Source organism: Aeromicrobium sp. JJY06 (assembly GCF_044069275.1).
Lineage (GTDB): Bacteria > Actinomycetota > Actinomycetes > Propionibacteriales > Nocardioidaceae > Aeromicrobium > Aeromicrobium tamlense.
Genome location: NZ_JBIMRD010000001.1, coordinates 1243600 through 1256646 on the forward strand (window position 1 = coordinate 1243600; position 13047 = coordinate 1256646).

At 71.5% G+C, this 13047-nt stretch carries 6 protein-coding genes; 3 read left to right on the top strand and 3 right to left on the bottom strand.

The features are described from left to right. Positions 1-3: 3 nt before the first annotated feature. The gene (locus tag ACGWYL_RS06275) at positions 4-1377 is read right to left on the bottom strand and encodes a hypothetical protein (protein WP_395486697.1); all 1374 of its coding nucleotides are present in this window, start codon (positions 1375-1377) and stop codon (positions 4-6) included. Between the two features lie 69 nt (positions 1378-1446). Here ACGWYL_RS06275 and ACGWYL_RS06280 point away from each other — a divergent pair, with 69 nt between their 5' ends. Beyond that, entirely contained in the window at positions 1447-2088 is a 642-nt protein-coding gene (locus ACGWYL_RS06280) for a DedA family protein (RefSeq protein WP_223303165.1), read from the top strand. A 75-nt stretch (positions 2089-2163) separates the two neighbouring features. Here the strand turns inward: ACGWYL_RS06280 and ACGWYL_RS06285 are convergent, their stop codons facing one another. Further along, a complete protein-coding gene (locus ACGWYL_RS06285) occupies positions 2164-3840 on the bottom strand; it encodes an alpha/beta hydrolase (RefSeq protein ID WP_395486698.1) in 1677 nt (558 codons plus the stop codon). A 53-nt stretch (positions 3841-3893) separates the two neighbouring features. On the opposite strand from ACGWYL_RS06285, the gene ACGWYL_RS06290 reads away from it, so the two are divergent. Both ACGWYL_RS06290 and ACGWYL_RS06295 read left to right on the top strand, forming a co-directional pair. Continuing rightward, positions 3894-5291, top strand: a complete 1398-nt coding sequence (locus ACGWYL_RS06290; RefSeq protein ID WP_179427251.1) for an NAD-dependent succinate-semialdehyde dehydrogenase — start codon at positions 3894-3896, stop codon at positions 5289-5291. A gap of 312 nt (positions 5292-5603) precedes the next feature. Beyond that, complete coding sequence (locus ACGWYL_RS06295) at positions 5604-11642, top strand: Ig-like domain-containing protein (protein WP_395486699.1); 6039 nt, start codon at positions 5604-5606, stop codon at positions 11640-11642. 57 nt (positions 11643-11699) lie between these two features. Here ACGWYL_RS06295 and ACGWYL_RS06300 read toward each other — a convergent pair whose 3' ends face one another. Beyond that, complete coding sequence (locus ACGWYL_RS06300; RefSeq protein WP_395486700.1) at positions 11700-13043, bottom strand: hypothetical protein; 1344 nt, start codon at positions 13041-13043, stop codon at positions 11700-11702. Between the last annotated feature and the right edge of the window lie 4 nt (positions 13044-13047).

A 13047-nucleotide genomic window follows, 5' to 3' on the forward strand; every position in this document is an offset into this window, starting at 1 on the left:
CCGTCACTGGTACGTGATGAGCGCCGGGTGCGGGAGCACGCGGCGCCAGGTCTGCGCGACGTCGAGCATCGGCTCGTCCTCGTCGACGAAGTTCTTCCAGCCCCACGAGACGTTCTTCGGCGCGTCGCTGCGGATGACGTTCCACGTGCCGAACTTGGCGCCCGGACTGCCCTGGCCGTCGACGTGGATCACGGTCGAGAGCTCGGGGTGGTCGGTGCGGACCTTCTCGCGGTCGCGGATCATCTGGGTCTGGAACTGGTGCAGTACGAAGACCTTCTGCGGCAGCGTGTGTCGGCGGGTCAGCTCGGCCAGCCACGCCGACGTGCGGTTGATCTCGCGGGCCTGCACGTGGCCGATCCGCTGCAGCGGCTTGCCCTTCGGGCCGAGCCTCCACTCCGGGTCGAGGGCGAGGCCGACGTGCGGCCGGCGCAGCAGGGACTCGTACTCCTTGGCCTGCGAGAGGAAGTCGGAGCGGCCGGGCTGGAGGTCGAGGATCACCACGATGCCGGCCTTCTCGGCGGCGTCGACGAGCGGCTCGAGGTCCTTCACGGACGTGCGGGCGGAGTAGTCGCCGTGCGGGCCCTTCTCGCCGGCCGCGACGGTGGTGATGATCTCGAAGGCGGGCACGAAGTGCTCGTCCGGTGCGACCTTGCGGTACTTGCGCACGAGTCGCTCGACGCGCGCCACCGACGCCTTCGTGCCCTGCTCGCCCAGCACGCCGAGCGCCGGGCCCGAGGGATGGCCGTACATCGCCAGCAGGTGCTTGCCGCGCGTGGCGAACCAGCCGCCGCCGACCGCCTCGGCGTTCGCGCGGACGACGCGGACCGCGTAGCCCGAGGCGCCGAGGGTCAGCAGCGGTCCGTCGGGGTCGCTCCGGAGCAGCTGCGCGGACGGCGCGTGGCGGCGGGGGTCGGGGGCGATCCGGACGAGCGTCGCGTCACCGAGTGCGACGAGGTCGACCAGCGCGCGCGACGGGCTGCGGGTGGTGGCGACGGTGACGGCCTCCGAGCGCTGCACCGGCTCGGCCTCGTCGCCGGCGTCCTCGTCCGGGCCGAGGATCCGGGCGCCGAGGCGCTCGGCCTCCGCGCGGCCCTCCTCGGTGTCGGGCAGCGCCGGGACGCCCAGATCGCGGGCGCGCGCGAACGCCTCGTCGGACTCCTGCTCGGGCACGAGGACGACGGCGGACGCGGAATCGAGCAGGAAGCGGGAGACGGCGACGACGTCGTCGGCCGAGGCGGCGGTGAGTCCGTCGGGCTCCGCGGCGGTCACCTGCTCGGCGTCGGGAGGTCCGTCCTCGCCGCCCTCGCAGGCGGCCAGCACGGTGGTCAGCAGGACCGCCGCACCGGCGGTGGCGAGGGCTCTGCGGATCAGGTGCACCCGGGCGACGGTACCCGCCGCGTCTGAACGGCGACACGCTGTGCACCGCTCGTTATGCTCTGCCGGGTGATGACGCAGGCGGGCGACCAGCAGATCGATGGACTGGCAGGGTTCATGGTCGACCTGATGGACCGCATGGGCCTGCTCGGAGCCGCCCTCGCCGTGGGTCTGGACAACCTCTTCCCCCCGATTCCCAGCGAGATCGTGCTGCCGATGGCGGGCCTCGCGGCCAGCCAGGGTCGCTTCACGCTCGCGGGCGCGCTCTTCGCCACCACGGCGGGATCGGTCATCGGCGCGTGCATCATGTACTGGCTCGGGCGGGCCTTCGGCCGCGACCGCACGGCCCTGGTGTTCGCCAAGACGCCGCTGCTGAAGGTCCGCGACCTCGAGGTCACCGAGGCCTGGTTCGCCAAGCACGGCACGAAGGCGGTCTTCTTCGGCCGGATGGTGCCGATCTTCCGCAGCCTCATCTCGATCCCGGCCGGCGTCGAGCGGATGCCCTTCGGCATCTTCTTCCTGCTGACCACGCTCGGCAGCCTCCTCTGGAACTCGATCTTCGTCGGCGCCGGCTACACCCTCGGCGAGAACTGGCACGTCATCGAGCCCTACGCCGACTGGTTCCAGCGCCTCGTGATCCTCGCGGTCCTCGTCGTCTGCGGCTGGTTCGTCGTCACGCGCGTCCGTGAGCTCCGCGACCCGCGCGAGCGCTGACAGTTTCCCCGGTTAACCGGGGAAACTGTCACTTCACGAGGTTTGCGAACCACGTGAAGTGACAGGAAACCTCGTTCAGTCGCGCAGCGACGGGGGGACGCCCGCGTTCTCGGTGTCGGCGTCGACGATCTGCTGCTGGAGGCGGCGCAGGTCGGCCGAGGTCCAGCCCTCGGGCTGGAGCACCGAGGCCCAGCCGGCGACGTGCTCGCCGACGAAGTCGTGACCGTGGCCCGACGGCACGGCCATCCCCACGGCCATGTCCGCCGAGGTCTGCCAGAACGTGATGATCGGGTACCAGCGCATCGCGCTCGCGACGTCCGAGCCGCGCGGCTCGGACAGCCAGTCCGGCTTGCTCCAGATCAGGTCGGGGCTCCACCACGTGATCGGGTCCGACGCGTGCACGAGGTACAGCACGTGCGGCCCGTCCCACGGTCGCGTCAGCGGGATCGTCGGCCCCCACGGGTCGTTCGTGAACCGCACAGTGCGGCCGTCGCGGAAGATCGGCTCGATCTCGCGGCTGCCGGGATCGCGCTGCTCGCGGAACTCGGTGTAGAGCGAGTTGAATCCGGGCGGTCCGACGAACAGGCCGCCCGAGGTGCGGTTGCGCAGGTCGGCCTCGCCGCTGAATGCGGTCTCGAGCGCGAACGAGCCGAGGCTCTCGCCGAACAGGTACAGCCGCGGCCGGGAGTCGGCGGGCAGCGCGCTCCAGCGCTCGTAGACCGCGTCGAACAGCGCGCGCCCGGCGTTGCGCGCGGCGCGCTGGTCGACCAGGAAGGACACCCACGACGGCAGGTGCGAGTACTGCATCGACACGATCGCGGAGTCGCCGCCGGTCAGGTACTCGAAGGAGTTCGAGGCGCTCGGCTCGATGAAGCCCGAGCCGGTCGTGCCGGCCACCAGCAGGTTCGCCCGCTCGAAGCCGCCGGCCCGCTCGAGGTCGTCCACGGCGAGCCGCGCCCGCTCCTCGACGTCCTCGGCGTTCGCGGTGCCGGCGTACGCGCGGATGGGGTCGAGCGCCGGCCGGCCGGTGAACGCGGCGATCTCGTCGCCGCTGGGCCCCCGCGCCACGAAGCGACGACCCTGCCGGCCGAGGTCCTCCCATGCCAGCTCGGACTCCGGGCTGCCCGACCGCAGCGGGCTCTCGGGCGGGTCGAGGCGCGAGGAGACCTGCTGGTCGCCGAGCGCGAACGAGGAGTCCACGGCGGCGATGACGTTGTCGTAGACGACGCCGCTCAGCGTGAAGAACGTCAGGGCGGCCACCACCACGAAGCCGGTGGCCCGCGCGGCCTGCGCACCGATGCGCCGGGCGAGCAGGTCCGACAGCCACCGGGCGGCACGGCGCAGGCCACGTCCGGCGGCGAGCAGCAGGCAGAACACGACGACCGCCACGAGCGGCACGGTCACGAACCGCCAGGCGCTCGCCTCGCCCATGCCCATGAGCTCGCGCACCCGGTCCTGCTGGCGGACGCTGACGATGTCGGCGACGCCGAGGGCGACCACGCCGACGCCCACGGTCCAGAGCCACGCACGTCGCGACGGCCGGCGCGCCTCGCGGTCGGCGAACGCGCGCCAGACCCACGCCAGGGCGACCGCCAGCCCGTAGCCGATCACCGCCGTGATGCCGGTGACGAGCCCCTGGAACAGCGCCGGGCGAGGCAGCAGCGAAGGGGTCAGCGAGAGCAGGGCGAAGACGAGGGCGCCGACCAGACCCGGGAGGGTCGGACGCAGCACCCCCCGCAAGGTGTCGAGCACGGTCCGCATTCTGACAGGTCGAAGGGTTCTCGCGTGCGGGGTAGCGTCGACACATGACCCACCAGCTCTTCATCGCAGGACAGTGGCGCGACGCCGAGGGCGGCGCGACGTTCGAGGTCGAGAACCCGGCGACGGGGGAGACGCTGGCCACGGTGGCCGACGCCTCGGCCGCCGACGGCCGGGCCGCGCTCGACGCCGCCGTGGCCGCGCAGGCCGACTGGGCGCGCACGGCCCCGCGTGATCGTGGCGAGATCCTGCGGCGGGCGTTCGAGATCATCACCGAGCGCACCGACGAGCTGGCCGAGCAGATGACCGCCGAGATGGGCAAGCCGGTCAGCGAGTCCAAGGCCGAGATCGCCTACGGCGCCGAGTTCTTCCGCTGGTTCGCCGAGGAGTCCGTGCGGATCGCGGGCCGGCACTCGGTCGCGCCGAACGGCGCCACCCGCCTGCTCACGCTCAAGCAGCCGGTCGGGCCGTGCCTCATGATCACGCCGTGGAACTTCCCGCTGGCGATGGGCACCCGCAAGATCGGCCCGGCGATCGCGGCCGGCTGCACGATGGTGGTCAAGCCGGCGTCGCTCACGCCGCTCACGATGCTGACCCTGGGCGAGATCCTCACCGAGGCGGGCCTGCCCGACGGCGTCCTCAACATCGTCACCACGAAGAGCACGGGCGAGGTGATGGAGCCGATCATCCGTGACCCGCGGCTGCGCAAGCTGACCTTCACCGGCTCCACCGAGGTGGGCCGCACCCTGATCGAGCAGGCGGCCGAGGGCGTGCTGCGCGTCTCGATGGAGCTCGGCGGCAACGCCCCGTTCCTGGTCTTCGAGGACGCCGACCTGGAGAAGGCGGTCGACGGCGCGATGCTGGCCAAGATGCGCAACATCGGCGAGGCCTGCACCGCGGCCAACCGCTTCATCGTGCACGAGTCGCTCGCCGAGGAGTTCTCGCGGCGCTTCGCCGAGCGGATGGAGCAGGCCGAGGTCGGTCCGCTGGTCGAGGCGAAGCAGCGCGACAAGGTGGCCGAGCTCGTCGACGACGCGAAGGAGCACGGTGCGCAGGTGCTCACGGGCGGCGAGGTGCCGGCCGGCGCGGGCTACTTCTACCCGCCGACGGTGCTCACCGGCGTCCCGACCGAGGCCCGCGTCTGGCGCGAGGAGATCTTCGGCCCGGTCGCGCCGATCTTCACGTTCACCGACGACGACGAGGCGCTGCGGATGGCGAACGACACCGAGTTCGGCCTCGTGGCCTACGCGTTCACGCAGAGCTACTCGCGCGCCATCAAGGTCTACGAGGGCCTCGAGACCGGCATGGTCGGGATCAACCAGGGCGTCGTGTCGAACCCGGCCGCGCCGTTCGGCGGGATGAAGGCCTCGGGCTTCGGTCGCGAGGGTGGCGACGAGGGCATCGAGGAGTACCTCGAGACGAAGTACGTGGGTCTCGCGCCGTAGCCGCCAGCGTCGCCGACACGCGACGGGTGGTTCTGAGTGCGCCTCCTGTGACTCGTGTGGTGTGCGTCATGACACTTTGGTCCTGATGGTGTAGTTCTTTGGGACCCTTTGAGGATGGTCTTCGCCGACCGCGCCCCGAAAACACCATCAGCACCCTCTGTCACAGGTAGCGTCCCGGGCGAGCGGATCCTGAGGGAGTCGGATCGCGCTCCTTCGGGGCCGCGGCAATGACGGTCCAGGTCGCGCCGGACGGTGCGATCTCGCGCCTTCCTGCGTGCTCTGCATCTCCCGCCCGAGAGGTCTCGTATGTCCATGGCGTTCCGCCTGCGCAGCCGACTGCTCACCTGTGCCTCAGCCTTCATGCTGATCGCCCTCAGCCTCGCCGGAACCATGACGGTCCTGGCGCCCGCACCGGCCGCGGAGGCGGCGCCGGCGCCGGCGTTCGACTGCACGGTCCCGCGCTTCTTCGCCCAGGCGGAGGAGCCGGTCGGCACGGTGAAGCTCAACTCCGGCTCGTACACGACCACCGGCGGCTCGCAGTGGACCCAGATCGGGTCGAACTTCACCGGTCAGAACGTGTTCAACGGTCTGGCGTTCAACCCCACCGATGAATACCTCTACGGCACGTTCTACGGCCAGACCTCGGGCACCAACATCCGCGGCTCGTTCGCGCGCATCAACCGCTCGGGCGTCGTGACGCCGCTCGGCGATGCGAACACCGCCCTGGGCGCACCTCCCAGCACCCTGTGGGACAGCGGCGAGTTCGACGCCGACGGCAACTACTACGTGGCCTCGGGCAACGCCGGCACCACCACGATCCAGAAGATCGCCGGTCTGAAGAACGTCACGAGCGCCACGAGCACCCCGCGCCCGACGCGCACCACGATCACGCTGTCGCAGAGCATCCGCTTCGCCGACCTGACGTTCCTCAAGGGCTACCTGTGGGCCGCGAACTACGGCCAGTCCTCCACGCTCTACCGGATCAACCCGACCACGGGCGCGGTCACGAGCTTCGCCGTCCCGACCGCGGTCATGCCGACGAACTCCTACGGCTCGGCGTTCACGATGACGAACGGCAACCTCGCCCTCATCGCGACCAACGGCTCCATGTACCAGATCGCGATCCGGAACGCCGACCAGGCGTCGCCCACCTTCGAGCTGATCAGCCGCGTCACCGCGCCGGCCAACCAGCGCAGCGACGCGACGAACTGCTCCACCGCGCTCCCGTCCAAGCTCAGCGTGACGAAGACCGGCCCGGCCACGGTCGTCGTCGGCAACCCGATCACGTGGCGCGTCGTCGTGAAGAACGAGGGCCCGGGCAACACGTCGGGCTTCGTCCTCAACGACATCCTCCCGAACGACCTCGCCAACCTCTCCGTCACCAGCACGGACACGTCGTGCGTCGTGACCGGCACGACGCAGAAGATCGCGACCTGCAACGGCGGCTACCTCGAGGTCGGCCAGGAGGCGGTCGTCACCGTGCGCGCCACCGCGCCCTCGACCCCCGGCCCGCTGATCAACCGCGCCTACGCGATCGGCAACGAGGATCCCGATCCCGCGCCGCCGACCTCGGCCGAGACCCAGGTCGTCATCGCGACGCAGGTCGACGTCCCGGCCACGGTCACCGACAGCTCGAACGGCACGTACGACCGCACCTCGGTCCAGGGCGGCACGATCGCCTACGCCGGCGGTCGCTACACGTACACGCCCCCGGCGGGCTACTCCGGACCCGACTCCTTCACCTACCGGACCTCGGACGGCACGCTCGTGACCGTCATCATCAACGTCACGCCCGAGGCGGACCCGGACAGCCGGTCCACGACCGTCGGCACCCCGGTGACGATCACGGCGGGCGCCCTCGAGGCGCTCGGCCAGGGCTCGGGCCTCACGCTGCACGCCGTGGGCGGCGCCCAGAACGGCACCGTCAGCCTCGACGCGGGCGTCGTGACCTTCCGCCCGACCGCCGGGTTCTCCGGCACCGGCAGCTTCACGTACACGCTCCGCGACGCCTCCGGCCAGGACGTCACCCAGACGATCACCATCACGGTCGCGAACGTCTTCAGCGACGAGAGCGCGGTCGAGGACGGCGTCACGACGCCGCAGAACACGCCGAAGCGGATCCCGCTGGCCGACCTGGTCTCCGCGTCGGGCCGCCCGCTCGACCCGACCCGCGTGACGATCCCCAGCGGTCCGGCGCACGGCACCGTCAGCGTGAACCCGACGACGGGCGAGCTCACCTACACGCCCACCGCCGGCTTCATCGGCGACGACGCGTTCGAGGTCCGCGTGTGCGACACGTCCGACCCCGTCCAGTGCACCACCGTCACGATCGCCGTCACGGTGACCCCGAACGTCGTGACCGCCGAGGACGACGAGGCCTCGACGTCCGTCGAGACGCCGCGGACGATCAACGTCCGGACCAACGACACCAGCGCCTCGGGCCAGCCCTTCGCGGCGCCGACCGTGACGACGGATCCCGCCCACGGGTCGGCCGTGGTGGAGTCCGACGGCCGGATCACCTACACGCCCGCCGACGGCTTCTCGGGTGTGGACACCTTCGAGTACCGCGTCTGCGACACGTCGACCCCGACGGCGATCTGTGACACCGCCACGGTGACCGTCACGGTGACGAACGTCTTCGCCGAGGAGACCGCGGCCGAGGACGGCGTCACGACGCGCCAGAACACGCCGAAGGACATCCCGCTCGACGACGTGGTCTCCGCGACCGGCAAGCCGATCGACCCGACGACGGTCACCGTCGCGAACCAGCCCGCCCGCGGCGAGGTGACGGTCGACGAGACCACGGGCGAGCTGACCTACACGCCGGAGCCCGGCTACGTCGGTGCCGACGAGTTCCGGGTGCGCGTCTGCGACACCTCGGACCCCGCGCAGTGCACCACCGTCACGATCTCCGTCACGGTCACCGCCAACACGGTGACGGCCGTCGACGACGAGGCCACGACGTCCGTCGAGACGCCGCGGACGATCAACGTCCGGACCAACGACACGAGCGCCTCGGGCCAGCCGTTCGCGGCGCCGACGGTCACGACCGCGCCGGGCCACGGCTCCGCGGTGGTGGAGTCCGACGGCCGGATCACGTACACGCCGGCCGCCGGCTTCTCCGGCGTGGACACGTTCGAGTACCGCGTCTGCGACACCACGACGCCGACCGCCGCCTGCGACACGGCCACGGTGACCGTCACGGTCGACAACGTCTTCGTGGACGAGACCGCCGTCGAGGACGGCGTGACCACGCCGCAGAACACCGCCAAGGACATCCCGCTCGACGACGTCGCGTCGGCGACGGGCCGTCCCCTGGACCCGACCAAGGTCACCGTCCCCGGCGCCCCCGCGCACGGTGACGTGACGGTCGACCCGACCACGGGCGAGCTGACCTACACCCCGGATCCGGGCTACTCCGGTGACGACGAGTTCGACGTCCGCGTGTGCGACACGTCGAGCCCCTCGCAGTGCACCACGGTCACGATCACGGTGACGGTCTCGGCCAACACCGTGGGCGCGGTCGACGACACCGCGACCACGTCGGTCGGGACCTCCGTGCCGGTGCTGGTGCGCCAGAACGACACCTCGGCCTCGGGCCAGGCGCTCGCCCTGCCGTCCGTGACCTCGGAGCCCGAGCACGGCACGACCTCGGTCACGATCGACGGCCGCGTCGTCTACACCCCGGACGCCGGCTTCTCGGGCGAGGACACGTTCGAGTACCGCGTGTGCGACACCTCGACCCCGACCGCGGTGTGCGACACCGCTTCGGTCACGGTCACGGTCACGAACGTGTTCGCCGGCGAGACGGCCGTCGAGGACGGCGTGACCACGCCGCATAACACGGCCAAGGACATCCCACTGGCCGACGTGCTCTCCGCGACCGGCCAGCCGCTCGACCCGACCAAGGTCACCGTCTCGGACGAGCCGTCCCACGGTGAGGTCACGGTCGACCCGACCACGGGCGAGCTGACCTACACGCCGGACGACGGCTACACCGGCGACGACGCGTTCGACGTCCGCGTGTGCGACACGTCCGACCCCGTCCAGTGCACCACCGTCACGATCTCCGTCACGGTGGGCGCGAACACGGTCACCGCCGACGACGACACCGCCAGGACGACGGTCGAGACGCCGCGGACGATCAACGTCCGCAGCAACGACACCACCGCCTCGGGCCAGTCGCTCGCGGCGCCGACCGTGACGACGGATCCCGCCCACGGCTCGGCCGTGGTGGAGTCCGACGGCCGGATCACCTACACGCCGGCCGACGGCTTCTCGGGCGAGGACACCTTCGAGTACCGCGTCTGCGACACGTCCACGCCGACCGCCGTGTGCGACACCGCCACCGTCACGGTGACCGTCGACAACGTCTTCACCGACGGGACCGCGGCCGAGGACGGCGTCTCGACGCCGCACAACACCGCGAAGAAGATCGACCTGGACGACGTCGCCTCCAGCTCGGGCCGTCCGCTGGACCCGACGCGCGTGACCGTCCCCGGCGCTCCCTCGCACGGGACCGTCACGGTCGACCCGACGACGGGCGAGCTCACCTACACGCCGGCCGCCGGCTACACCGGTGCCGACGAGTTCGAGGTCCGCGTGTGCGACACCTCGAGCCCGGTGCAGTGCACGCTGGTCACCGTCACGGTGACGGTCGGCGCGAACACGGTCACGGCCGACGACGACGAGGCCTCGACGTCCGTCGAGACACCCCGCACGATCGACGTCCGGTCGAACGACGACAGCGAGTCGGGCCAGTCGCTCGCGGCGCCGACCGTGGTCACCGAGCCGGCCCACGGCTCGACCGTGGTGGAGTCCGACGGCCGGATCACCTACACGCCGGAGAACGGCTTCTCGGGCGAGGACACATTCGAGTACCGGGTCTGCGACACGTCCACGCCGACTGCGGTGTGCGACACCGCCACGGTGACGGTCACGGTCGACAACGTCTTCGCCCCGGAGACCGCGGTCGAGGACGGCGTCGCCACGCCGCAGAACACGCCGAAGGACATCCCGCTGGGCGACGTCGTGGATCCCTCGGGCAAGCCGCTCGACCCGACCACGGTCACGATCCCGAAGGATCCCGAGCACGGTGACGTGACGGTCGACCCGACCACGGGCGAGCTGACCTACACGCCGGACCCGGGCTACTCGGGCACGGACGAGTTCGAGGTCCGCGTCTGCGACACCTCGGTCCCGGCCCAGTGCACCACCGTGACCATCGTGGTCGAGGTGTCCGAGAACGCGGTCGCCGCGGCGAACGACTCGGCCACGACGACGCTCGCCACCGAGGTGCTCGTCGACGTGAAGGAGAACGACGACTCGGCCTCCGGCCAGGCGCTCGCGGACCCGGTGGTCATCACGGCCCCGGCCCACGGCGAGACGCGCGTCGAGGCCGACGGCCGCATCGCCTACACGCCGGAGCGCGGCTTCTCGGGCGAGGACACGTTCGAGTACCGGGTGTGCGACACGTCCACGCCGACCGCCGTGTGCGACACCGCCACGGTGACGGTGACCGTCACGAACGCGTTCACCAACCAGCCGGTCGCCGCCGAGGGAGCCGAGACCGACCAGGACGAGGCGCTGACGGTCCCGCTGGCCGACATCGTGACCTCCGAGGGCGCGGCGCTGGATCCCCGCTCGGTGGGTGTCGTCGGGCGTCCGGCCCACGGTGAGGTCGCCGTCGACCCGGAGACCGGTGCCGTGACCTACACGCCGAACGACAGCTACTCCGGCAGCGACGCGTTCGACCTGGAGGTGTGCGACGCCTCGCGTCCCACGCAGTGCCACACGGTCACGATCCCCGTGACCGTCCGGGTCAACGCCGTCGAGACGGGTGACGACAAGGCCACGACCATCACGGGTCGCCCGGTCGTCATCGCGGTCGAGGACAACGACACCAGCCGGACGGGTCGCCCGCTCACGGCCGCGCGGATCACCACGCAGCCCGAGCACGGCGTCGCGGAGGTCCTGGCGGACGGCACGGTGCGCTACACGCCGGCCAAGGGCTTCGTCGGCACGGACTCCTTCGAGTACGAGCGCTGCGACGACTCCACCCCGACGCCGGTCTGCGACACGGCGACCGTCACGGTCGACGTCACCGCCGATCCCGACGCCATCGACCAGGACGGCGACGGCACCGACACCGACGGCGCGGCCGACGGTGGGGACGACACCCGCGGTGACGACGACGGTGACGAGGACGGCGCCGCCTCCGACCGCGACGGCGACGCGCTGGCCGACACCGGTGGTCCCGCCGCCGCGATCGTTGCCCTCGGCGTCGTCGCGCTGGGGCTGGGCCTCGGCCTCACGGGCGCCGCCCGCCGCCGCAGGGGCGAGTCCGCCTGAGCTCCACGGAGCCCGTCACGACCTCGGTCGTGGCGGGCTCCGTCGTGTGCGGGGGACTCAGCTGCCCTGGGCGGTGTCGTGGCCGTAGGCGTCGGACACGCGGCGCACGAATGCGGCGGGGGACTCGCCGGGCACCGGCTCGTGGAGGGAGACCTCCATGTCGAGCCCGAGGTCGTCGACGGGCACCGTCACCGTCAGCACCTCGAAGCTCTCGTCGATGAGCGGCGAGACGAAGGTCCACGTGTCGAGGCGGGCCCACTCGACATCGGGGAAGCCGCGATCGGCGGCGCGCGCCTCCAGGCGGCGCGCGATGAGGAACATCGCCTCGTCGGCGCGTCGCGGGCCGCGCGGCACGACGACGACCCGGATCACCGGGGTGGCGTCGACGGCGGCCGCCCGGACGGCTTCGAGGGCCGCCTTGCGGCCGAGCGTCTGCGTGGCCGGGTCGTGGCCCTTGAGCGCGCCGGACACGGTGGGGAACGACGAGCTCTCCAGCGACGAGCGCACGGGCCGGAACATCAGGACGAGGTCGCCGCCGCGGGCGAGCGGGTCGACCGCGTGGACCGACAGCGCCGTGCGCAGCTCGGCGCCCTGCACGTGCAGCGACACCGTGGATCCGTCGGAGAAGTGCGAGGGCATCGACAGCGCCTGGGCGAGGTCCATCCCGTGCGAGGCGGTGCGGCCCATGAGGCGCAGCAGGCTCGCGGCGGGGCCGTTCCAGTCCTGGAGCATCCCGGCACGGTCGATCACGAAGATGAAGACGCCGATCGAGTCCATCAGGCGGTCGGCGCGCGACGCCGACCGTGACCACGCGGCGATGTGGCCCGTCGTCCAGACCATCACGAACGCCAGGCCCGAGATCGCCAGCGGCGTGAGGGTGGGACGGAGGACCTGGAAGGTGATGATCAGGACGGCCGCGACCTCGGCGGCCACGACGACCCGGCGGACGTGCCGCGACGGGTCGTGCTGGCGGGTGCTGAGCGTGAGCACGCCGCCGCCGAGCAGGGTGAACGAGTACGCCAGGTGGACGACGTAGACCGGGCTGTCGTAGTAGTGGTCACCGTCGGTGATGCCGACTGCCGGCACCATGCCGATGAAGCTCACCGCCGCGATCCACACGGCACCGATCCACAGCCACGGCGAGACCAGCCACCGGCCCTGGACCAGGCGCCGGCACGCGACGTAGAAGGCCACGGCGCAGACCTGCACGACGACGATGTTGACGGCTACGAGGACGCTCGGATCGGTGTCGCCGGGGCCGCGCATCGCCCGCAGCACGTTCCACGCGGCCGTCGCCAGCACGAGGACGACCACCGGCACCGACACCGACGGCCGGTGGTGCCGTACCGCCAGGACCGACAGCACCAGCAGTGCCGAGGTCACCAGGTAGGTGGCGGTCATGGAG